This is a genomic window from Psychrobacter sp. M17(2026) (assembly GCF_055699815.1).
Map to the genome: position 1 here is coordinate 3,088,550 of NZ_CM146741.1, position 23,815 is coordinate 3,112,364.

Consider the following 23,815-nt stretch of genomic DNA (forward strand, 5'->3'; position numbering starts at 1 on the left):
TCACTAAAAAATAGCCACTAAAAAGCCCTCATAGCAAAAACTATGAGGGCTTTTTTTAACCTAAAATCTAAGTCGGTTATTTTACTTTTAATAATTCCACGACAAATACTAAAGTGCTGTTAGGCTCGATACCTTGATTTCCTGCTTCGCCATAAGCGATGTCTGATGGGATATAGAACTCATACTTTGCACCTTCTTTCATAAGCTGTACGCCCTCAGTCCAGCCCGCGATAACTTGATTCAATGGGAATTCAACAGGCTCGCCGCGCTCATATGAGCTGTCGAACACTGTACCATCGATCAGTTTACCTTCGTAATTGACTTCGACTACGTCAGTTGCTTTTGGTGATTTACCTGTACCTTCGGTCAATATCTTATATTGCAAACCTGAAGCCGTTTCCATCACACCTTCTTTTTTAGCGTTCGCCACTAAGAATGCCGCGCCCGCTGTTTTGTTCTCTACGACTTTAGCTTCCATATCTTCTACAAACTTCTCTTCTTGAGCTTTTTGGTAATCCGTCAATACTTTTTCCATCTGCTCTTGCGTCAAGGCTGATTTAGTACCTTCATAGCCATCACGAAAGCCTTTTTCAAAAGTATCAAGATCTAAGTCCGCTATAGATTCCTTATTACCATCAGCCATCATGTAGCCCAAGCTATAGCCTACTTTTTGCTCAGCGGTACTTTGTTCTGTTATTGATACACTGGCAGCAGCCGTTTCTTTATTGTTAGTGCTACAGCCAGTCGTTAATAAAATAGCAGCGCTCAAAGCACTGATTGTTAAAGTAGTGATTTTTTTCATAAAATATTCTCGAGTTATCAAAAAGGTATGGATAATTATTTGAGGGCTATCATAACAAATCTTGGTTTTATGAACCATTAATAAGATAAAAATATTAAATCATTGTATATACTTTGTAACTAACAGCTATCTGTATAACAACTTATCACACAAATATGATGCTAAGTTAAGATTTCTATCTTTATTCAGTACATGATATCAGCTAAGCTGTATCTGCCTTATATTTGAATAGCTTAATATAATCATTTTATGATAGACAGCTTAGGGTTATACGATAATAATTTTGATTATTAATAACTTACATCATTACGGCACGACGTATTAGTTAATATCGATAATGAGAGTTAAAGTGCTTAAGAGTTACTTTACGCAACTGTTTACCCTAAAATGAATTGTTTTTTATCAAAATTTGAATAGTGGCAAACCTTACTATGATCTTAATTATACTGTTATGATACTTAGGTCGAAGCTTGATAGTTTAGGATAACTGTTAAGTATTCTTGCGATAATAGAATAATTTCAATTAGAACCCTACTCATATGCTAATTAATTCAAGAGTAATACTCCTCGCTACTAGCATATGATAATTTGAGGAAAAAAGGACGAATCCAATGCTTACATCATTCAACGGTTATCTTGGCGGGCCCATAGGCTCTATCATTGGTGCCATTTTAATTTTCATTATTGGCTGGCTAGTCGCCTTAGGTATTGCTGCTGTAGTACGCAATGTTTTAGCTAAAGTGAATGTTAATCAGCGTATGAACTCATCAACAGGTAAATCTTATGACATAGAGGGAATCATCTCTAAGGTTGTCTTTTGGTTTATCTTTATTATTGCCATTTCAGCGGCGCTTAATCAGCTGAATTTAAACTCTATCTCAGCACCATTTGCTAATATGGTTGGTCAAGTATTGAGCTTTATCCCAAATCTAGTAGCTGCTATAGCTATTGGTGTGATTGGTTGGGTTGTTGCAACGGTAGTGCGTACAGCAGTTACCGCTGGACTATCTAAGACATCAATGGATGAACGCTTAAGTGCCCAAGCTGGCGTTAAGCCTATGAGTAGTACTATTGCTGATATCATCTACTGGTTTATCCTATTGATCGTATTGACGATGGTATTAGGTCAACTAGAGCTCGACGGTTTATTCGCGCCTTTAAGCTTGATGGTTAGCCAGATATTTGACGCTATTCCTAATATCCTCAAAGCAGGTATCGTACTATTCATCGGTTATATCATTGCCAAAGTTGTCCGTGGTATTGTTACTAACCTTGTTTCTACCGTTAATGTACAAGAGCTTGCTTCAAAAGCAGGTTTGAGTGAGCAAAACAGTTTACCTAATATTGCAGGTTCATTAGCGTTTTTGTTAGTTATCATCCCAACGATTATAGCGGCACTTGAAGCCTTAAAAATAGAAGTTATCGCGCGTCCTGCGACCAATATGCTCAACAAAATCGTTGAAGCCTTGCCTAATATTTTTATGGCAATCGCTATCTTAGTCGTTACCTACTTCATCATGCGTATGGTTGCAGGTATTGTTAAGGGTCTCATCGAAAACACTCAGATCAACCAGTTACCCGCCAAAGTCGGCTTGCAAGAAACTATGGGCGACAAAAAGATCTCTGATCTAGTCGGTTACGCTATTATTTTCTTTGCCATGCTGTTTGCTTCTATCGCTGCAGCTGACCTGTTAGGCTTTGAAGCAATCTCAGCTATTATCACTATGTTTATCGCTTTTGGCGCAAACATTATCCTAGGCGCGATAATCTTATTTATCGGCTTTTGGTTGGCTAATATCATTGCAGGTGTGGTTGAGCGCTCTGAAAAAGGCTCACAATTCTTAGCCAATATCGTTCGTGTATTGATCATGGGCTTAGTGCTGGCTATGGGCTTAAAAGCCATGGGTATCGCTGATTCTATCGTTAATCTAGCCTTCGGTCTGACGCTAGGCGCCGTTGCCGTTGCTTTCGCACTATCTTTCGGTCTAGGTGGTCGCGATGCTGCTGCTCGTCTATTGAGCAAAATGCAAGACAAAATGGATGAAGAAAGCAAGAAAGCAAAAGCTAAATCAGCGCTACAACCAAGCAAATCTACTGAAGAAAAAGTTAAAGAATCTGTGAGCGATAACACGCCTGCAGCGCCTAGTACTTCGATGACTCCAAGTGCATCAGCTACTGATCTGCGTACGGACACGGTAGATACTAGTGATCTTAATACCAATACAGTAGACATCAATAATGACGCTAACAATGGCTCATTACCTAGTAGCGGTCTGATTGACGACACTAGTAAGTAAATTATAAATCTTTTCGTAAATATAAAAAAGACAGCCTAGGCTGTCTTTTTTTGCGTGTTATTTTCACTATAATAATGCTGTCGTAATACGATTGACTAAGACAACCAGTAACCCTCTTTGAATGTTAATCATTAGGAATATTTGCTGGAACAGTAAGGCTAAGGTTCAAGCTTGGCAGCTTAAGATTAGGTGTCGACTTAGAACTAACTTGGCTCTTTTTCTCTCTCGTCTGCTTAGGTTTTTGTTGCTGACTTAACCGCTGCAATTGCTTAGTCAGCTGACGCTCTTTGGCAGTCATCGCAACAATAGGTTGAATCCATAGATCTATATCGATAAAAGTACCTTCTTCATCTCCTATAAAGTCTATACCCATCACAATAACGTGATGTAACTCCTCTAGTGGCAGGCGTGTGGCTACTTCTTGGGCGACGGTGGCTAAGTTAGGTTGAATCTTTTGCCGACTTTGCTGCGCATTGGCTCCTTGACCATAGAATATTAACACATAGTGTCGTCCTAGACTCTCATAAGAGTGCTGATGCACTACATATCCCTGCTCTATCATCACAGCCGATTGCTTAGGGTGTTTATATATCGTACGCACCAGCTCATGCCGTGAAAACAGTGACTCATCTAGTAGCTGCTGCTGCCACTGCTTAGCCGACATAGCGGCGACTTTATCACTGTTATTAGCCTCAAGGCTAGTAGCTTTGACGTTGTTAGAACCTTCAAGCTTCTCATAAGTAAGCTCAATCATCTGTGTGCTCAGCTGCGACCACAGCATAGCGGCCTGTTGCATATGCTGCTGATACATCTGCGCGGTCGCACTGCCTTGCTTTTGCGCCAAACTCATAGTGATGAGCGCAGCATTAGGCTTGTCTTGAATAGCATAACTAATGACTGCATTATCTACGCTGATAGCTTGGGCAAACAATTTAGTACTATTTCTAAACTGCTGTAATAGCTTTTTTTCAGAGTCAAATGTTGCGATGCCTCTAGTGATTGAATCTTGCAGCTGCTCGATATGATAGCTCAAAAATCGCCATAGATCACAAGGGGTCTTTAGAGTCGCTAGTGCCGCCTGCCAGTCTTGCCAGCTAAAGACTTGTAATGCACCGCTGGTTTCACTAATATCTAATACGAGCTCTTCCATAAAGTAGCTTGCACCAAAGCTATGGCTTAACTGCTGCGAGCTTTTTTTGTTCGTCTTGAACGTATTAGCTAGCGCATCATCGAGCCTGATATCGATGATGAGCACGCAATAGGACTGCTCATCTTGTTCATCCTTTTGCACACAGCGCTTTTGCCAAGCTAGTGCGGACTTGATGACGGCTTGGCGTGCGCCTTCGATAGCGCCCTTACTAGCCGCGGCAGGCAAATGCAAGGTACCGTTTAATAAACGTAACGTTCCTGATGGCAATAAATAGCTGGACTGTTGCAGCTGGCAGTTATCCTCTAAATTGCTCATTGCCAAAACAGCAATAGGCTCAGCGTCGATCTGCTCATAGCAAGCTAACTCATTTATTTTTTTGCTAATGTCGGAGTCGGTTGGTAACAGTTCAGGCACAGCGCTTACCTCATGTTATAAATTGAAAATAAATAAAAAAATATTAAGACCTCTATTTATAAACGGTAGTGTTACTTGGGCCTATATCGCTTTCACAGCTATGACTTGGTATGATGAAATGAGTTTACAAATAGGATTAAACATGAACCCTATTTAAAACAACCATTTGCTAAATTTTATTTGTATAACCAGCTTATTTCAGCCGTTATATTGATATATCATGTGGTACTTATAACCCTAATGCTGTAACGAAATTTTTATGATAACAGGGATTAAAAATTATGAAACGTTTTAACGATAAAGTGGTCATTATTACTGGCGCAGATTCTGATATTGGACGCTCAACAGCGCTCAAATTTGCCAAAGAAGAAGCCAATTGTGTATTAGTTGGTATCAATCATGATTTATTAGAATACATCTATAAAGATCTTCCACAGGATCATACTTGGATCAATACAGGCAATCACCTTACTGTAACTTGCAAGGTCAATGAATCTTCACAGATCGAAGAGATGATAAAGCATGTGCTCGAAAAGTATGGCCACATCGATGTACTGGTCAATATAGATACTGAAATTGGCATTCATCAGTCTGTCATTCCAGAACTCATAAAGACCAAAGGTAATATCGTTAATGTTACCACACTTACAGATATACCAAGTGATTGGAACCTTGATGCTTATTATGCCGAAAAAGATAACTTTGACAAAACCACAAAAGACTTAGCTTTAAAAAATGCCGCAAGTGGCGTACGTATCAATGCTGTCGCGGCAGGTCTAGTTACAACAGATACTAGCTCTAACCCTTTCCTCAGCCATTGTCCGTTAGGAAGAACGGCCACGCCTAATGATGTTACCAATGCCATTGTATTTTTGGCGAGTAATGATGCTGCGATGATAACGGGAGTTAATTTGCCTATCGACGGTGGTATCAGTGCCTTAAATACATAATCACCAATAAAAAATCTTCTACTAATCAAAACTTATTCGGCATGGCATTAGCAGCCTAGCACAAGAATAATCAGAGAGAAGAGCCTCATCTAATCGGTACTATTATTGATATCCTGTAGCGGCTTTGACAGACGCTCAGGATGACGAGGTATCACACCACGATACTGTTCATATATCTTTGGCAAGTCGATATCGATATCACCTGTAGGATATACCAACGCCAAAAAACGCACCTCTTTAGTATTATAATCAAGCGCTACTGGCAAGATAGGTACATTAGCCCCTACGGCTAAGTAATAAAAGCCCGTTTTCCAGCTTTGGGTATAATCGCGCGTGCCTTCAGGCGACAAACCTAAAAATAGCGGCTCGCCGCTTTTGAACTTATCAATACTGGCTTGCAATACTGAACCTTTGACACTGCGGTTAATAGGAATAATCCCTGTCCAAGTCAATAGTTGCTTAAGTACAGGTACTTTGAATAGCGTATGCTTACCCATAATACTGATCTTTATATCCAGCGCAAATAGGCTAGGCAACGCATAAACACCGTCAACATTAGAAGTATGCGGCAGGGCTAAGACAACGGCTTGCGAGATATTAGGTATCTCACCAACCGTACGCCACCCTGCTACCTTCATTAGCCATGATGATATTGGCGGTACAATAGTGCCATTACGCTTAGGCACAAGGTTACCTAAGTCCTTTCTACGTAACTTAGGTAATATTTTAGAGCGAGTCGCTTGAGAACGGGCGGTAGGTTTAGAGAACATAGCAGCACTATAAAAAAAGAATTAATTCATCATAACATTTACACCTGTTCACTGAATTAATATTTGCCATAATTAGCAAAATATTTAACAGTATTTAAGGATGAAATTTGATCAGCGCTGCTATAGTAGATTGAGTTTTAAAACGCATAGCTTATAAAGCGATATCTGCCAAGTTACCTTTATGCTCAAGCCATGTCTTGCGATCGGCAGAGCGTTTTTTGGCTAAGAGCATATCCATTACGCTATTGGTCAATACCATATCATCCATATCGAGCTGTACCAATCGACGCGTATCGCGATTCATTGTGGTCTCACGCAATTGTTCAGCGCTCATCTCACCCAAGCCTTTAAAGCGAGTAATCTGCGCTTTTTTATTGCCAGGCACATTGGCTAATATATGCTCAAGCTCGCTTTCATCCAACGCGTAATGCACCTCACGACCAACATCAACTCGATACAGTGGCGGCATCGCGACAAACAAATGCCCTGCATCAACTAACGCAGGAAAATGCTTCACAAACAATGCGCAAATCAGCGTGGCAATGTGTAAACCATCAGAGTCGGCATCGGCAAGAATACAAACCTTGTCATAACGTAACTCAGACAAATCATCCGAGGCAGGATCAACCCCGATAGCGATAGCAATATCATGGATTTCTTGGCTTGATAGCACCGTATCTGAGGACACCTCCCACGTATTGAGAATCTTGCCACGCAAGGGTAATATCGCCTGATAATGACGGTCACGCGCTTGCTTAGCTGAGCCACCAGCAGAGTCACCCTCTACCAAGAACAGCTCAGCGCCATCACGCAAGTCACCACGACAATCCGCCAGCTTACCGGGTAATGCTGGGCCTTGGGTGATCTTCTTGCGAGCGACCTTTTTGGCAGACTTTAGGCGGCGACCTGCTTTGTTAATTGCCAACTCTGCAATTTGCGCACCTATATCCGCATGTTTATTCAGCCATAAGCTAAAGGCATCTTTAGCTAAAGTTTGCACCGCGCCAGCCGCTTCCCGACTCGATAAACGCTCTTTGGTCTGACCCGAAAATTGCGGCTCAGAGAACTTGAGCGATAAGATGTAATTGACCCCATCCCATACATCTTCTACAGTCAGCTTAACACTGCGTGGCAATAAGTTATGAATATCACAAAACTCGCGTAACGCCTCTAAGATACCAGTACGCAAGCCATTGACATGCGTACCGCCTTGAGCCGTAGGAATGAGGTTGACATAGCTCTCTTGCACAGGTGTACCGCCTTCAGGCAACCAAGATAGCGCAAAAGTAATCCCAGCGCGCTCGCCATTGATGGCTTCATGATCATAATAAAAAGGCACATCAGGTAGCGTCTCTAAACCATCTAGTTGCTCTGCTAAATATTCAACTACACCATCAGTAAACTGCCAAACAATCTTTTCATTATTGATATCATCAACGAATTCAATCGTCAGACCAGCGGCTAATACGGCTTTGGCCTTGAGATTATGTTTGAGCTGCTTGATGTTAAATTTAGGTGTATCGAAGAAGCTACCATCCGCCCAAAAGCGCACTTTAGTACCACGCTTGCGTTTATTAGGACTGACTGATTCTACTAAACCAGTAACTGGTGCACCATTCTCTAGCGCCATATCATACTGGATAGCATCACGCCATACGGTGACTTCTAAGCGTGTCGACAAAGCATTGACCACTGAGATACCCACGCCATGCAAGCCACCTGATACTTGATAATTAGAAGTCGAAAACTTACCACCCGCATGTAAACGGGTTAATATAATTTCAATTCCTGTTTGCTTAAACTCAGGATGGATATCGGTTGGCATACCACGACCATCGTCTTCTACCGATAGCGAGCCGTCCTCATAGAGCTGTACTTTGATCGTTTTAGCATAGCCTGCTAAGGCTTCATCGACTGAGTTATCGATCACTTCTTGCGCCAAATGGTTCGGGCGTGTAGTGTCGGTATACATACCTGGGCGGCGACGTACAGGCTCTAGTCCTTCTAAAACTTCTAACGATTGCGCAGTATATTGACTCACAAATGCTATCCTTAATTTTTATAAACTACTAATTCTATTACTCTATTATAGCTAAAAATGGGGCTGTCAGCACTGATAGTCAATAGCTTGCGTCATATAATGTCGTCTGTTAAATGAACAGCACGCACTATAGCTGTTTTAAAATTTTCAGCACTCGCGGTAAATGTTCAGCAAAATCACTAAAGCGATGATCACCACCTGCTTGTATGGTTACAGTAGCGCCTTGCTGACGATAAAACGCAGCGGATAAGTTAGCATCGAGTAATTCATCGCCTTTCTTAATCATGACTTCAACGTCACTTGGGTTTTCGACGGTTGATAATGTGTGACGCGTAAACCATTGTAAGTCAGCTTTAGTCAATGCCCAGCCACCATCAGTAGTATGCAGTACCTTGTTTTGGTTGCTGTCCGTCTTTGGAGCATCTGCTGCGCTTTTATCAGCATCAAAGCGCTGTAGGGTGATATGTGGTTGGGTGCTAGGGTTAATCAGTAGCGCAGGACAGCCTGTTTGATTACTAACTAAGGTCGCAAAGTAACCGCCTAATGAGCTGCCGACTAACACGACCTTAGAGCCTCTACCCAATTCCTCTACTAGATGGACTAGCTTATCGAATACTGCTTGTGGCGGTTGGTTTAGATCAGGACGATGTACGCTGATATCGGGGTGATGCTGTTGGCAATATTCGTCTAATAATAGACCTTTAGTAGAATTAGCATCGCTATCTAAGCCATGAATATAGATAAGGTTCATGTATGATCTCGCTTATTAGGGTTATTATATTTTTATAAAAACAAAGTCGATGCTAAAGAGAATAGCACGTAGGCTTTAAGCTTAATAATAACAATACGGCACACTGATAGTCTTAAGCGGCACAATGGCGCTGATAATTTGGCTATTTTTGCATAAGTGAACTTTTTATAAAACTAAAGTATTATGTATCTAGAGACAGCAGAATGAGCGTGGTATCGCCATGACCCAACAAATCGAACTATTTGATATCGCAAACCCTTGTGTTAGCGTCTGCACGAGCAATAAAAAGGGCTATTGCTTTGGCTGTCTGCGCAGTCGCACCGAGCGTCAGCTATGGCTAAGCATGACTAATGAGCAGCGTCGTGAAGTACTGAGATTAATAGCAGGGCGCAAGCAGCGTATTGAGCAGATGAGATTGCTTAAAGGGCAGCAATTAGGGTTTGATTTTGAGGAAGTGGTTGAGGTTGGAGAGTTGTTTTGAAATGTTTTAAACTAATGAATAGAATCTCGCTGAATATTATTATCAATAATTAAATTTACAATTTATATTACAAAATATTGGGAGCCTTGTCAGTCATCGTATACTATCAAATTATTTTTAGATAAGTCAGAGACTACCTCAGTATATTCAAATGTGAACCAAGAGCTATGTGACTCAAATGTGACTTCGACAGGTGCTTCAGCATTGTCATAAGTAAACTCTCCAATTTCGTGCTCAAAAATGGCATCAAAATTTTCTTCAAAACAGTTACCCCAACAATTCTGATCTTCCATATCGAATAAATATACATTTGGATGATGGTTTAAAGCATCTAAATCCCAACTCTCCAAGATAGGATGATTTTTTTTGACCCAATTAAGGAACTTTTCTGTGCCGTAAACTGTAATAGCGCTTCTGTTTATGTATTTCATTTTTTATTAATACCTTAATAAGATTTGAAATTTATTTTTTCACAGAGTAGTACTTGGACATATGTAGAACAGTCGTAAGATTATAAATAAGAAATTAACGGCTTATTAAGGCATACCCCAAAAACCATTCTCAATTGGTGAATTTTCTAAAGCAAACTCTACGTCTATTCTCTTTAAAAAGCATATATGTTCTGAAATATCAGCTTCTAATACACGCCTGAGTAGAACTAAATAATTTCCACTTTCTAGATGTCTTTTTAGTTCAACCATATTTTCAAACTCAAGAAAATATTTTCTAAACTCTCTTACTTCTGTAGCTTTCAAACTTCTATCTATTTTAAAAACCACGTTTTTAAGCCGATAATTCGCAATAAGGCTTTGCTTACCCCTGTCCCCATCATCGAACTCAATCTCATAAATGTGCCCAAATTTAAGAGGGGCAAATGAACATCCCGTATTTGCAACTATACCTAGTATGCGAACCTTTACCAAGTATGTAATTTCGGACCCACAGAGACCAGCAATTGTCAATGGTAACCGTTGTACTAAAGTTTCTAACTGATCACCATGAACTAATATACCTGGCTTTATAAGCTCACCTATATTTTTTTTGTCTCTACTCTCGTAAATTATAGACATACTATGAGAAATCTCAGCTATACCTTCAACCTCGATCTCAGTTCCTAAGACGGTTTCCCAATTATCTACAGCTTCCGCTACTCTCATGACTGTAAGTACCTAGTAATCTATTATCTTTCAATATTAGCATCAAAACCAAATTCTAACCAAAGAAAAGCCCCCAACGAATTAACGTTGGGGGCAAGTCTAGGAATAGAGAGCTGACGATGACCTACTCTCACATGGCCGGAGCCACACTACCATTGGCGCTAAGACGTTTCACTTCTGAGTTCGAGAAGGGATCAGGTGGTTCCGTCTTGCTATTGTCGTCAGCAAAGGGGGTTAGATATGAGTCTGTTTGTTTTACTTATTGACTAAGTATCACTATCCTAACTGAACCAAGGATAAGGTGATATCGATATAATGCTTTATATACAAAACCACTTGGGTGTTGTATGGTCAAGCCAAACGAGCAATTAGTACAGGTTAGCTACATGCATCGCTGCACTTCCACACCCTGCCTATCAACGTCGTAGTCTTCAACGGCTCTTTAGGGAAATCTTATCTTGAGGTGGGCTTCCCGCTTAGATGCTTTCAGCGGTTATCCCATCCGAACGTAGCTACCGGGCAATGCCATTGGCATGACAACCCGAACACCAGTGGTTCGTCCACTCTGGTCCTCTCGTACTAGGAGCAGCTCCTCTCAAATTTCCAACGCCCACGGTAGATAGGGACCGAACTGTCTCACGACGTTCTAAACCCAGCTCGCGTACCTCTTTAAATGGCGAACAGCCATACCCTTAGGACCTGCTTCAGCCCTAGGATGAGATGAGCCGACATCGAGGTGCCAAACACCGCCGTCGATATGAACTCTTGGGCGGTATCAGCCTGTTATCCCCAGAGTACCTTTTATCCGTTGAGCGATGGCCCTTCCATACAGAACCACCGGATCACTAAGACCTACTTTCGTACCTGCTCGACTTGTGGGTCTCGCAGTTAAGCGCGCTTTTGCCTTTATACTCTACGACCGATTTCCGACCGGTCTGAGCGCACCTTCGTACTCCTCCGTTACTCTTTAGGAGGAGACCGCCCCAGTCAAACTACCCACCATACATTGTCCTCGGTACTGTTATACCTGAGTTAGAACCCCAACATGACCAGGGTGGTATTTCAAGATTGGCTCCACCAACACTAGCGTGCTGGCTTCAAAGCCTCCCACCTATCCTGCACAAGTCAGGTCAAAGTTCAATGTAAAGCTGTAGTAAAGGTTCACGGGGTCTTTCCGTCTAGCCGCGGGTACACAGCATCTTCACTGCGATTTCGATTTCACTGAGTCTCTGCTGGAGACAGCGCTGCCATCATTATGCCATTCGTGCAGGTCGGAACTTACCCGACAAGGAATTTCGCTACCTTAGGACCGTTATAGTTACGGCCGCCGTTTACTGGGGCTTCGATCAAGAGCTTCGCTTACGCTAACCCCATCAATTAACCTTCCAGCACCGGGCAGGCATCACACCCTATACGTCCACTTTCGTGTTTGCAGAGTGCTGTGTTTTTAATAAACAGTTGCAGCAGCCTGGTATCTGCGACTGCCAACAGCTCAAGGAGCGTGTCCTATCACCATCAGCAGCGTACCTTCTCCCGAAGTTACGGTACCATTTTGCCTAGTTCCTTCAGCAGAGTTCTCTCAAGCGCCTTGGTATTCTCTACCTGATCACCTGTGTCGGTTTAGGGTACGATTCGTTTATAACTATTGCTTAGAAGCTTTTCCTGGAAGCATGGTATTTGCCACTTCACTGTACAAGTACAGCTTGCTATCAGATCTCAGCCTTGTTGTAGCCCGGATTTACCTAAGCCACAAGCCTACATCCTTTCACCTGGACAACCAACGCCAGGCTGACATAACCTTCTCCGTCCCTCCATCGCATTATAAACAAGTATCGGAATATTAACCGATTTCCCATCGACTACGCCTTTCGGCCTCGCCTTAGGGGTCGACTCACCCAGCCCCGATTAACGTTGGACTGGAACCCTTGATCTTCCGGCGTGCGAGCTTTTCACTCGCATTATCGTTACTCACGTCAGCATTCGCTCTTGTGATACCTCCAGCATGCCTTACGACACACCTTCACAGGCTTACACAACGCTCCCCTACCACTTGAAAACAAATTCAAATCCGCAGCTTCGGCTCCTAGTTTGAGCCCCGTTACATCTTCCGCGCGGGCCGACTCGACTAGTGAGCTATTACGCTTTCTTTAAAGGATGGCTGCTTCTAAGCCAACCTCCTAGCTGTCTATGCCTTCCCACCTCGTTTCCCACTTAACTAGGAATTTGGGGCCTTAGCTGGCGGTCTGGGTTGTTTCCCTCTCCACAATGGACGTTAGCACCCACTGTGTGTCTCCCGGATATCACTCATCGGTATTCGGAGTTTGCATCGGTTTGGTAAGTCGGTATGACCCCCTAGCCGAAACAGTGCTCTACCCCCAATGGTGTTCGTCCGAGGCGCTACCTAAATAGCTTTCGGGGAGAACCAGCTATCACCGAGTTTGATTAGCCTTTCACCCCTATCCACAAGTCATCCCCTGGCTTTTCAACGACAGTGGGTTCGGTCCTCCGGTGTCTGTTACGACACTTTCAACCTGCTCATGGATAGATCACTCGGTTTCGGGTCTATGCCCTGCAACTAATTCGCCCTATTAAGACTCGGTTTCCCTACGGCTCCCCTAAATGGTTAACCTCGCTACAGAACATAAGTCGCTGACCCATTATACAAAAGGTACGCAGTCACTCCAATAAATTGAAGCTCCTACTGCTTGTACGCACACGGTTTCAGGTTCTATTTCACTCCCCTCACAGGGGTTCTTTTCGCCTTTCCCTCACGGTACTGGTTCACTATCGGTCAGTCAGGAGTATTTAGCCTTGGAGGATGGTCCCCCCATCTTCAAACAGGATTTCTCGTGTCCCGCTCTACTTAATATGTCATCTCTAGAATTTAAAATACAGGACTATCACCTACTACGGTCAGCTTTCCCACGCTGTTCTTCTATTCTAGAAACAATCGGCTTCTCCCCGTTCGCTCGCCGCTACTTGGGGAATCTCATTTGATGTCTTTTCCTAAGGGTACTGAGATGTTTCACTTCCCCTCGTTCGCTTCCCATACAAGTATGGAATACCTATCTTATGATAGGTGGGTTTCCCCATTCAGAAATCTCCGGATCACAGGATATTGCCGCCTCCCCGAAGCTTATCGCAGGCTGTCACGTCTTTCATCGCCTCTGACTGCCAAGGCATCCACCATGTGCGCTTAATTACTTGACCATACAACCCCAAAGGGTCTTTGTCAGCAATTATAACGATATCACCTAATTTATACGCTTGATTCAGTTCTCTTTACTTTTTTAATAACCCACCCCTGGGATAACAACTGATGTCGTTAAGAGGTGAGTTATTAAGGTTAGAAAGAAACGTGTGAACACGCTCTTTCTAACCCAGACTCATATCTATGTTTTTAAATAGTTCCTACGCTCTCGTCGAGTCGTAAGCTCTGTATAAAACAGAAAGAAATAATCAATCTTACCCTCAGGTAAAGTGAATCATTTGTTTCTATTTATACTCATTGTCTATATTAGCATTTATTAATGTATGGTGGAGCCAAACGGAGTCGAACCGTTGACCTCCTGCGTGCAAGGCAGGCGCTCTACCAACTGAGCTATGGCCCCGTAATAAAATGGTAGGCCTGGGCAGACTTGAACTGCCGACCCCCGCGTTATCAACACGGTGCTCTAACCAGCTGAGCTACAGGCCTGTAAGAGGCATATACCTCATGCTAATATTTAAGCTAACTAAAGAACAACTTGTTGTGAATTCTTGCCAAGTGGATGCGTCTATAAGGAGGTGATCCAGCCGCAGGTTCCCCTACGGCTACCTTGTTACGACTTCACCCCAGTCATCAACCACACCGTGGTGAGCGCCTCCCCTAAGGTTAGGCTACCCACTTCTGGTGCAATCAACTCCCATGGTGTGACGGGCGGTGTGTACAAGGCCCGGGAACGTATTCACCGCGGCATTCTGATCCGCGATTACTAGCGATTCCTACTTCATGGAGTCGAGTTGCAGACTCCAATCTGGACTACGATAGGCTTTTTGAGATTCGCATCACATCGCTGTGTAGCTGCCCTCTGTACCTACCATTGTAGCACGTGTGTAGCCCTGGTCGTAAGGGCCATGATGACTTGACGTCGTCCCCGCCTTCCTCCAGTTTGTCACTGGCAGTATCCTTAGAGTTCCCGGCTTAACCCGCTGGTAACTAAGGACAAGGGTTGCGCTCGTTGCGGGACTTAACCCAACATCTCACGACACGAGCTGACGACAGCCATGCAGCACCTGTATTCTAATTCCCGAAGGCACTCCCGCATCTCTGCAGGATTCTAGATATGTCAAGACCAGGTAAGGTTCTTCGCGTTGCATCGAATTAAACCACATGCTCCACCGCTTGTGCGGGCCCCCGTCAATTCATTTGAGTTTTAACCTTGCGGCCGTACTCCCCAGGCGGTCTACTTATTGCGTTAGCTGCGTCACTAAGTCCTCAAGGGACCCAACGACTAGTAGACATCGTTTACGGCGTGGACTACCAGGGTATCTAATCCTGTTTGCTACCCACGCTTTCGAGCCTCAGTGTCAGTATTATGCCAGAAGGCTGCCTTCGCCATCGGTATTCCTCCAGATCTCTACGCATTTCACCGCTACACCTGGAATTCTACCTTCCTCTCACATACTCTAGCACGACAGTTTCAGATGCAGTTCCCAGGTTGAGCCCGGGGATTTCACATCTGACTTATCGAGCCACCTACGCTCCCTTTACGCCCAGTAATTCCGATTAACGCTTGCACCCTCTGTATTACCGCGGCTGCTGGCACAGAGTTAGCCGGTGCTTATTCTGCAGCTAATGTCATCGCATATGGGTATTAACCATATGGTCTTCTTCACTGCTTAAAGTGCTTTACAACCAAAAGGCCTTCTTCACACACGCGGCATGGCTGGATCAGGGTTGCCCCCATTGTCCAATATTCCCCACTGCTGCCTCCCGTAGGAGTCCGGGCCGTGTCTCAGTCCCGGTGTGGCTGATCATCCTCTCAGACCAGCTACAGATCGTCGCCATGGTAGGCCTTTACCCCACCATCTAGCTAATCCGACTTAGGCTCATCTAATAGCGAGAGCAGTAAACTGCCCCCTTTCTCCCGTAGGTCGTATGCGGTATTAATACGAGTTTCCCCGTGCTATCCCCCACTACTAGGTAGATTCCTAAGTATTACTCACCCGTCCGCCGCTCGACGCCTACTAGCAAGCTAGTATCGTTTCCGCTCGACTTGCATGTGTTAAGCCTGCCGCCAGCGTTCAATCTGAGCCATGATCAAACTCTTCAGTTTAATCTTGCTATGTAACCCTTTAAAGAGGTCACTAAACTTGGCTCATCTATTCTGGCAAAATCGCTAAAAATTATGTTCGTAATGAATTAACTTTGAGTTTTTCTGCTGTCTTAGATGATAAATTTTTATAGTTAGAATCAACTTCGAAAAGAAGTCTCAACCAACTTTATTTATGCATCCTGACTCAGCAAAAATCCACACAAGTTGTTCTTTAGTTAAGCTTTTAAATAGTAACCACTTCTGTCGTCCAGTAAGTAGTTTGTATCAGTATTCTTATCTAGCTATTCGGCTCTAAACCATATGGCTTATGCTGTTTAGCGAGCTGACTATCATAACACAATGCGCTAGTCTGTCAAGCTTTTATTTTAATTCTTTAAAATTTGTTTCATCCGATTTGCTGTCATTATCACTAATATCTCTTAGTGTTTAACTTCTAGCTCGTCTTGATGAGGTGCGTATTATAGACGCTTTAATTATGTTGTCAAGGGTTTATTTTATTTAGTTTGAATGTTTTTATCATGCTACCTAGGTAGTTGGTTTTAACATTCAATCTATCGGCTGATTGGTTAATAGCTTCGCTATTAATAGTAAGTGGTAAACCACTTTCCCAATCCGCCTTCCCTTCCGACTGGGTGGCATTATACGCAGTTCTGAATGAGGGTCAAGCGGTTTTGGTGAGATTGTTTAAGTTATTTTCAGTTAATGAGATACTTCTACTCTTATCAAGGGCTTAGCTTTAAGTTTTATTTCCTATTACATGTGCTTTTAGCTGTGGCTGCTTTATAACTGCTTTATTGATCACTTCCTTTACTCTAGTTATCAGCCAATTTGCCTCTATATATAGTAAAGTTGATTTTTTGATCAATGTACTGTTTATACACTATAGCTAATCTTGCTTTCATTCTTATAGGATAACGTTCTATATAGAAGAGCTCTTATAATAGAAGAACTTTATCAACAAATAGCGATGAAGTAGATATAACTTTACCACTGGCTTCGATAGATTCGATGTCCTAGTACTATCTATAAGCTATATATAAGATAGCAGGCTACAGAGAAAACTAGTTATAAGTAAATAGCAAGAATAGCTACTAAAAATCGTTTATAATAGCGCCAACTCTATAATATTGATACTTTGGCTGGCATTTGTGTCGGTTTTTCTGCTTTAATAAATAGTTGTCTACATTAGATAACGTATAAATAATATTGGATTGAAGACTATGGTAGCGATCACTTTACCCGATGGTAGCGTAAAACAGTTTGACGGTCACACTACAGTGATGCAAGTGGCCGAAAGTATTGGGCCAGGACTCGCGAAGGCTACGATAGCTGGCCGCGTTGATGGACATCTAGTAGATGCCAGCGATCCTATAGTAGCCGACGCCAAAGTCGAAATCGTTACCGCAAAAGATGATGATGGTGTCGACATTATCCGTCACTCTTGCGCTCACTTATTAGGTCATGCGGTCAAGCAGCTCTATCCTGAGGTAAAAATGGTTATCGGCCCCGTCATTGACGATGGTTTTTATTATGATATTTTTAGCGAGACGCCCTTCACGCCTGAGCATATGGAAGCAATCGAAAAGCGTATGATGGCGCTTATTAAGCAAGACTATGATGTCATCAAGAAGATAACCCCACGTGATGAAGTCATTAAAATATTTGAAGAGCGTGGCGAAGATTATAAGCTTAAGCTGATTAATGATATGCCAGGCGAAGATGCCTTTGGTCTCTATCATCATCAAGAATATGTCGATATGTGCCGTGGCCCGCACGTGCCTAACACTCGATTCTTAAAAGTATTTAAGCTCACTAAGATGTCAGGCGCTTATTGGCGCGGCGATGCGAAGAACGAACAATTACAACGTATCTATGGCACAGCTTGGGCAGACAAAAAGCAGCTAAAAGCTTATATTCAACGTATTGAAGAAGCAGAGAAGCGTGATCATCGTAAAATTGGTAAAGCCTTAAACTTGTTTCATATGCAAGAGCAAGCGCCAGGTATGGTGTTTTGGCATCCAAATGGCTGGACAATTTATCAAGTACTTGAGCAATATATGCGTAAAGTACAAAATGATAATGGCTATGAAGAGATCAAAACACCGCAAATCGTTGATCGTAGTCTGTGGGAGCGCTCAGGTCACTGGGGCAACTATGCGACCAATATGTTCACTACCTCTAGTGAAAGCCGTGATTACGCGGTAAAGCCGATGAACTGCCCTTGTCACGTGCAAGTATTCAATCAAGGTCTAAAATCTTATCGCGACTTGCCGCTACGTATGGCGGAGTTTGGCTCTTGTCATCGCAATGAACCATCAGGCTCACTACATGGTTTGATGCGGGTACGTGGTTTCACTCAAGATGACGCGCATATCTTCTGTACGCAAGCGCAGATTCAGGCGGAGGTGGCAGACTTTATTAAGCTGACTTTAGCTGTTTATGAAGACTTTGGCTTTAAAGATATCATTATGAAACTCTCTACTCGCCCTGAAAAGCGCGTAGGTAGTGATGAATCTTGGGACTTTGCAGAAAAAGCGCTAGCTGATGCGCTCGATAGCTCAGGTCTCAATTGGGATTATTTGCCAGGCGAAGGCGCTTTTTATGGTCCTAAGATTGAATTTAGTCTCAAAGACTCTTTAGGACGTGTTTGGCAGTGCGGTACTATTCAGGTCGATCCTAATATGACTGAACGTCTTGACGCTGAATTCGTTAATGAGCAAAACGAACGTGAAGTGCCTATTATGCTACACCGTGCTATCTTAGGTTCATTCGAGCGTTTCATTGGTATACTCATCGAAAACTATGCTGGTTGGATGCCTGTTTGGCTTGCTCCGCAACAAGTAGTTGTCATGAATATTACTGATAAACAGGCCGAAGCTTGCGAAAACGTGGTAAAAGAGCTGAAAAATGCAGGTCTGCGTGCTAATAGTGACTTGCGTAACGAAAAAATTGGATTTAAGATACGAGAGAAAACATTAGAACGTATTCCCTATATGTTAGTATTAGGGGATAAAGAAGTAGAATCAGGCAAGGTCAACGTCCGAACTCGCGAAGGTGAGAATTTAGGCGTGATGAGTGTCTCAGAGTTTATTACCTTAGTAAATGTAGCTGTCAGCGAAAAAGGCCGACAGACCCCAAAAATAGATCAGGAGTAATACCTATTAAACAGTCGAATCGTTTAAACATTAATGAAGATATCAGCGTCAAAGAAGTCCGTTTAGTAAAAGAAGACGGCGAGCAAATGGGCGTAGTCGATATCGAAACCGCGATGAAAGCGGCACGCGAAGACAATTTAGATTTGGTCGAGCTGGTGCCCGATGCCAAACCGCCCGTGTGCAAGATCATGGATTATAAACACTATCTGTATGATCAAAAGCAAAAGGCGAAAGAGGCTAAAAAGAACCAAAAGCAAACTCAGCTCAAAGAGATGAAATTGCGTCCTAGTACTGAAGAGGCCGATTATCAGGTAAAACTGAAAAAAATCGTTAGCTTCTTGGAAGATCAGGATAAGGTTAAGATTAGTATTCGCTTTCGTGGTCGTGAGATGGCGCATCAAGAGATCGGTCGTAAGCAGCTTGATCGTATTATCGAAGACACTGCTGAAATCTCAAATGTTGAGCAATATCCTAAGATGGAAGGTCGTCAGATGGGTATGCTATTAGGGCCTACTAAGAAAAGATAAATGCTTGCCCTAATCTTAGGGTTAGTATTTAGTATTATTTTTTGACCATCAATATGCGTACGTGTATTGATGGTTTTTTACTATTGCGCCGAGCAAAACATGTTGCAGCACGTATAAACGAGTTTACAAAATCAGCCTTCTAACCTTGATAATTACAAGGTAATCTAAAGCAGAATATATCATCTAATTGTAAACAAACCCCAATATAATAATAAAGCTTATAGTAGACCTTCTGAAATTAATCCCCTCTATTAAAGGAATATCCATGCAAGAATTGACCCCACCTGAAAATGCAGCCGCGCCTAGTATTTCGTTAACCCCGCCTGCTGCTGTTAAAGAAGTACAAAAGAGCGAAGCGGATCAGATGGTCAAGCTGGATGAAAGCCAAATCCCAGAGCTCGATGCTAAAGTCGATGCCTTTGTCGATCATGTTCTAAATAATTCAGTACATAGTCCTGAATTTCAGCAAAATGTTCAATCTATCCACAACTTAGGCTCAAAAGAGATTCGAGAGTCCGCGCAAGTCTCTAACCGTATGCTTGAGCTACCCGCTAAAAGCCTGAACGACAGCTTGTTTGATAACTCCCCTATTGCTAAGTCATTGACAGATTTGCGCGGTATTGTAGAGGATTTAGATCCTAGCAAAAAGCAGTTAACTAGCTCGCGTAAGCTATTCGGCATCATTCCTTTTGGTAATAAAGTACAAGATTACTTTCGTCAATATGAATCCGCACAGTCGCATATCAATGCGGTGGTGACCAGTCTATATAATGGTAAGGATGAGCTGCTCAAAGACAATGCTATGATTGAGCAAGAAAAAGTCAATATGTGGGAGCTCATGCAGTCGATTCGCCAGTACGTCTATGTCGGAAAGAAAATCGATGAACAACTCGAGCAAAAGGTCTATGCTATTGAAGCGAGCGACCCTGAAAAGGCTCGTATTATAAAAGAAGAGATGCTGTTCTATGTGCGTCAAAAAAATACCGACTTTTTGACTCAGTTGGCTGTCAACGTTCAAGGCTATTTAGCCTTAGATACTATTCGCCGTAATAATATGGAGCTGATAAAGGGGGTCGATCGCGCCACAACAACGACCGTTTCAGCGCTACGTACTGCGGTTATTGTTGCGCAAGCGATGACCAATCAAAAGCTAGTATTAGATCAGATTACTGCTTTGAACAAAACCACTAGCAGCTTAATTGAATCAACCTCAGCGATGCTCAAACGTCAGTCTGGCGAAATTCATGAGCAGGCGACCAGTAGTACTATTGAGCTCGATAAACTGCAAAACGCTTTTAATAATGTCTATGACACAATGGATATGATCAGTAATTATAAGATTGAGGCGCTTGAGAACATGAAGCAGACGGTCAATACTTTGACAACTGAAGTCGACAAAGCTCAAAAGTATTTGGATAAATCGAATCAAACAACAGTGCTTGAGGTTACAAAAGAGCTGGATAGTAAAAAGATAACGAATAAATCAGACGGTCTTGATATCGATATCTAAAGACCGCATTTACTTAGTAATAATAGGCTATCGATGACATGTGGACAATTGACATAAGCTATTAAGCGAATGTTCGTGTTAAGATAGCCATACTAACATTTTTAGAGCTAGCAAGTTTAGAGCTAACAATTTCAGAGCTAATAAGCTTAAAACCAATAATCCTAAAAACAGATACGGTACTTTATGAGTTGGAATGATCCAAACGCCTCAAGTGAGGCACAAAGATATGTTAACCCCATCCCTAGTCGCGAGCTAATCATTGGCACGATCAATGAGCTGGGTGAAACCACGCACCAAAAATTGGCAAAAGCCTTTAATATTGATGATGAAGATCAAATTGAAGCCCTAGCCAATCGACTAAAAGCTATGGTGCGCGATGGACAAATTACCCGTGAAGGACGCCCTTCGCGCTTTCGTACGGTAACCAAACACGATGTTGTCACAGGAACCGTCTCAGCTCATGCTAAAGGCTTCGGTTTTGTACTGCTAAGTGATATGCCTGATTTGTTTTTGCACGAAAAGCAAATGCGCTGGGTATTCAATGGCGATACCGTTGAAGCGGTAGGCACTTCTACAGACAATCGTGGTCGCACAGAAGGTCGTATCGTTGATGTCGTTGAGCGCCAACAAAACCAATTCATTGGTACCTTGGCTAAAGATGAAGACGGCTATTGCGTTGAGCTGGGTAGCCCAAACAACCATCAGCCGATTACCGTTACTGATGACAACGTAAAAGCCATGGATGTAAAGCTTGGTTATCCTGTCAAAGTAGATGTGATTGATTGGCCAAACCAGCACGAATTTGCGACGGGTAAGATTACTGAAGTGCTCAGCGATGATAATGATCGTGAGTTAATTATTGAGACCACTTTACTGAACTACGATATTCCTTTTGAGTTTAGCGCAGCGACGCTTAAACAAGCCAATGACTATAAAGAGCCGACCGAAAAAGATATAAAAGGTCGTACTGATCTGCGTAATATACCCCTGGTCACTATCGATGGGGAAGATGCCCGTGATTTTGATGATGCGGTGTTTGCAGAGAAGCGCTCTGGTGGTAACTATCGAGTGCTTGTGGCTATTGCTGATGTCAGCAATTATGTCACACCGAACTCGCCACTAGACAAAGAGGCTTATGAGCGCGGTACTTCGGTATATTTCCCACATCGCGTTATACCGATGTTGCCAGAGGTGTTATCGAACGGTCTATGCTCACTAAATCCTAACGTCGACCGCTTGTGTATGGTCGCTGATATTAAAGTGTCGCGCGCGGGTAAAGTGACAGGCTATGAGTTTTATCCTGCGGTTATGAACTCACAAGCGCGCTTAACTTATAACCAAGTCAATGACTATTTTAATGATCCAAAAGACGCTAGTATTCCTAAGTCTTTAACGGGCAATGCAGAGGTCAAAAAGTCTGTTGATACGCTGCATCAGCTTTATGACTTGCTGGTGAAAAAACGTGAAGAGCGCCATGCGATGGAGTTTGAAACGGTTGAAACTTATATTAAATTTAACGAGACTGGTGGTATCGCAGCTATCGTGCCGCGTACACGAGGGGATGCGCATAAGCTGATCGAAGAGTGTATGCTGCTGGCTAATACTTGTGCGGCGAATTTTGCGCTAAAACATGAGTTGCCTGTGTTATATCGTAACCATGATAAGCCCGATGGCGAAAAGTCCATGCGTATTCATGAGTACGCCAAGAACTTTGGCCTGTCCTTCCCAGAGGAGAGCCCAACACAAGCAGACTATCAGCGCATTATTGAAGCCACTAAAGAGCGTCCTGATGCTATCAGTATCCATAGTATGCTATTGCGCTCGATGATGCAGGCCAACTATGCCCCTGATAATATCGGTCATTTTGGCTTAGCTTACGATGAATACAGTCACTTTACTTCACCGATTCGCCGTTATCCTGATCTGATGCTCCATCGGGCAATAAAAGCCAAAGTGACGAATAGTCAACAGCCTGTTATGGACTTTTCACTCGATGGTGCTGGCACGCAAACCTCAGATACTGAGCGCCGTGCTGAAAAAGCATCACGCTATGTTGAGTCATGGCTCAAATGCCATTACATGAAAGATCATGTCGGTGAAGACTTTGAAGGTGTGGTCACTAGTGTTACAAGCTTTGGCTTATTTGTGACTTTGACCGATCTGTATATCGATGGATTGGTACATATCTCTAATGTAGGCGATGATTACTTTGTCTATGATGAAAAGCAGCAGCAGCTTATCGGTAAAGATAAAGGCAACTTATTTGGCCTAGGTGACTCAGTACGAGTAAAAGTGGCTGGCGTCAATATGGATCTCTTGCAGATAGATTTTGATCTAAAAGAAAAACTCAAATCGAGTGAGATGAATCAAAGCAAAAAAGGTCCTGCTAAGAAAGCACCCGCTAAAAAGAATACTCGTAGTAAAAGTAAAAAAAGCTAGTTTACTAGATTTTCAAACAGCTCTCAAAACAATAAACAAAAAGGCTAACGTTA

The 23,815-nt window shown here is 42.8% G+C and carries 14 protein-coding genes, 2 tRNA genes and 3 rRNA genes; 7 read left to right on the plus strand and 12 right to left on the minus strand.

Features of this window, described 5'->3' with window-relative positions; genetic code table 11:
- Window positions 1–76 precede the first annotated feature (76 nt).
- Window positions 77–802 carry an FKBP-type peptidyl-prolyl cis-trans isomerase gene (locus ACR63T_RS13115; protein ID WP_305899147.1) on the minus strand — a complete coding sequence of 242 codons (726 nt, stop codon included), beginning with the start codon at window positions 800–802 and terminating at the stop codon, window positions 77–79.
- A gap of 611 nt (window positions 803–1,413) precedes the next feature.
- Here ACR63T_RS13115 and ACR63T_RS13120 point away from each other — a divergent pair.
- The gene (locus ACR63T_RS13120) at window positions 1,414–3,099 is read left to right on the plus strand and encodes a mechanosensitive ion channel (protein ID WP_305899148.1); all 1,686 of its coding nucleotides are present in this window, start codon (window positions 1,414–1,416) and stop codon (window positions 3,097–3,099) included.
- Window positions 3,100–3,223: 124 nt separating this feature from the next.
- On the opposite strand, the gene ACR63T_RS13125 is transcribed toward ACR63T_RS13120, so the two are convergent.
- Complete coding sequence (locus ACR63T_RS13125) at window positions 3,224–4,663, minus strand: hypothetical protein (RefSeq protein WP_472784268.1); 1,440 nt, start codon at window positions 4,661–4,663, stop codon at window positions 3,224–3,226.
- Window positions 4,664–4,944: 281 nt separating this feature from the next.
- Between ACR63T_RS13125 and ACR63T_RS13130 the strand changes: the two genes are divergently transcribed.
- Window positions 4,945–5,613, plus strand: a complete 669-nt coding sequence (locus ACR63T_RS13130; protein ID WP_472784269.1) for an SDR family oxidoreductase — start codon at window positions 4,945–4,947, stop codon at window positions 5,611–5,613.
- A gap of 89 nt (window positions 5,614–5,702) precedes the next feature.
- Here ACR63T_RS13130 and ACR63T_RS13135 read toward each other — a convergent pair whose 3' ends face one another.
- From ACR63T_RS13135 to ACR63T_RS13145, 3 genes are all read right to left on the minus strand, one after another.
- Window positions 5,703–6,383, minus strand: a complete 681-nt coding sequence (locus ACR63T_RS13135; protein ID WP_305899151.1) for a lysophospholipid acyltransferase family protein — start codon at window positions 6,381–6,383, stop codon at window positions 5,703–5,705.
- 151 nt (window positions 6,384–6,534) lie between these two features.
- Window positions 6,535–8,424 carry a DNA topoisomerase IV subunit B gene (parE, locus tag ACR63T_RS13140; RefSeq protein ID WP_472784270.1) on the minus strand — a complete coding sequence of 630 codons (1,890 nt, stop codon included), beginning with the start codon at window positions 8,422–8,424 and terminating at the stop codon, window positions 6,535–6,537.
- Between the two features lie 127 nt (window positions 8,425–8,551).
- Window positions 8,552–9,175, minus strand: a complete 624-nt coding sequence (locus tag ACR63T_RS13145) for a YqiA/YcfP family alpha/beta fold hydrolase (RefSeq protein WP_472784271.1) — start codon at window positions 9,173–9,175, stop codon at window positions 8,552–8,554.
- Between the two features lie 220 nt (window positions 9,176–9,395).
- On the opposite strand from ACR63T_RS13145, the gene ACR63T_RS13150 reads away from it, so the two are divergent.
- Window positions 9,396–9,656, plus strand: coding sequence for a DUF1289 domain-containing protein (locus ACR63T_RS13150; RefSeq protein WP_472784272.1), 261 nt, complete (start codon window positions 9,396–9,398; stop codon window positions 9,654–9,656).
- Between the two features lie 89 nt (window positions 9,657–9,745).
- Here ACR63T_RS13150 and ACR63T_RS13155 read toward each other — a convergent pair whose 3' ends face one another.
- From ACR63T_RS13155 to ACR63T_RS13185, 7 genes are all read right to left on the minus strand, one after another.
- Window positions 9,746–10,087, minus strand: a complete 342-nt coding sequence (locus ACR63T_RS13155) for a hypothetical protein (RefSeq protein ID WP_472784273.1) — start codon at window positions 10,085–10,087, stop codon at window positions 9,746–9,748.
- A gap of 105 nt (window positions 10,088–10,192) precedes the next feature.
- Complete coding sequence (locus ACR63T_RS13160) at window positions 10,193–10,813, minus strand: hypothetical protein (RefSeq protein ID WP_472784274.1); 621 nt, start codon at window positions 10,811–10,813, stop codon at window positions 10,193–10,195.
- A 111-nt stretch (window positions 10,814–10,924) separates the two neighbouring features.
- Window positions 10,925–11,039, minus strand: a 5S ribosomal RNA gene (gene rrf, locus ACR63T_RS13165).
- Window positions 11,040–11,160: 121 nt separating this feature from the next.
- A 23S ribosomal RNA gene (locus tag ACR63T_RS13170) occupies window positions 11,161–14,023 on the minus strand.
- 325 nt (window positions 14,024–14,348) lie between these two features.
- Window positions 14,349–14,424, minus strand: a tRNA-Ala gene (locus ACR63T_RS13175).
- 9 nt (window positions 14,425–14,433) lie between these two features.
- Window positions 14,434–14,510 (minus strand) — tRNA-Ile (locus tag ACR63T_RS13180).
- Between the two features lie 82 nt (window positions 14,511–14,592).
- Window positions 14,593–16,131, minus strand: a 16S ribosomal RNA gene (locus tag ACR63T_RS13185).
- Together the 16S, 23S and 5S rRNA genes with 2 tRNA genes alongside form the textbook arrangement of a ribosomal RNA operon.
- Window positions 16,132–17,351: 1,220 nt before the next feature.
- On the opposite strand from ACR63T_RS13185, the gene thrS reads away from it, so the two are divergent.
- From thrS to rnr, 4 genes are all read left to right on the plus strand, one after another.
- A complete protein-coding gene (gene thrS, locus ACR63T_RS13190; RefSeq protein WP_201570600.1) occupies window positions 17,352–19,286 on the plus strand; it encodes a threonine--tRNA ligase in 1,935 nt (644 codons plus the stop codon).
- 29 nt (window positions 19,287–19,315) lie between these two features.
- Entirely contained in the window at window positions 19,316–19,813 is a 498-nt protein-coding gene (infC, locus tag ACR63T_RS13195) for a translation initiation factor IF-3 (RefSeq protein ID WP_201573624.1), read from the plus strand.
- A gap of 265 nt (window positions 19,814–20,078) precedes the next feature.
- Complete coding sequence (locus ACR63T_RS13200) at window positions 20,079–21,323, plus strand: toxic anion resistance protein (protein ID WP_201570601.1); 1,245 nt, start codon at window positions 20,079–20,081, stop codon at window positions 21,321–21,323.
- Between the two features lie 183 nt (window positions 21,324–21,506).
- Window positions 21,507–23,762 (plus strand): ribonuclease R, encoded by a 2,256-nt coding sequence (rnr, locus tag ACR63T_RS13205; protein WP_201570602.1) that lies wholly within the window; start codon window positions 21,507–21,509, stop codon window positions 23,760–23,762.
- Window positions 23,763–23,815 lie beyond the last annotated feature (53 nt).

Bases quoted from the DNA above. Each gene is read 5' to 3' on its own strand.
- ACR63T_RS13115 (WP_305899147.1), bottom strand. From the start codon at position 802: ATGAAAAAAATCACTACTTTAACAATCAGTGCTTTGAGCGCTGCTATT.
- ACR63T_RS13120 (WP_305899148.1), top strand. From the start codon at position 1,414: ATGCTTACATCATTCAACGGTTATCTTGGCGGGCCCATAGGCTCTATC.
- ACR63T_RS13130 (WP_472784269.1), top strand. From the start codon at position 4,945: ATGAAACGTTTTAACGATAAAGTGGTCATTATTACTGGCGCAGATTCT.
- ACR63T_RS13135 (WP_305899151.1), bottom strand. From the start codon at position 6,383: ATGTTCTCTAAACCTACCGCCCGTTCTCAAGCGACTCGCTCTAAAATA.
- ACR63T_RS13145 (WP_472784271.1), bottom strand. From the start codon at position 9,175: ATGAACCTTATCTATATTCATGGCTTAGATAGCGATGCTAATTCTACT.
- ACR63T_RS13150 (WP_472784272.1), top strand. From the start codon at position 9,396: ATGACCCAACAAATCGAACTATTTGATATCGCAAACCCTTGTGTTAGC.
- ACR63T_RS13155 (WP_472784273.1), bottom strand. From the start codon at position 10,087: ATGAAATACATAAACAGAAGCGCTATTACAGTTTACGGCACAGAAAAG.
- ACR63T_RS13160 (WP_472784274.1), bottom strand. From the start codon at position 10,813: ATGAGAGTAGCGGAAGCTGTAGATAATTGGGAAACCGTCTTAGGAACT.
- thrS (WP_201570600.1), top strand. From the start codon at position 17,352: ATGGTAGCGATCACTTTACCCGATGGTAGCGTAAAACAGTTTGACGGT.
- ACR63T_RS13200 (WP_201570601.1), top strand. From the start codon at position 20,079: ATGCAAGAATTGACCCCACCTGAAAATGCAGCCGCGCCTAGTATTTCG.
- rnr (WP_201570602.1), top strand. From the start codon at position 21,507: ATGAGTTGGAATGATCCAAACGCCTCAAGTGAGGCACAAAGATATGTT.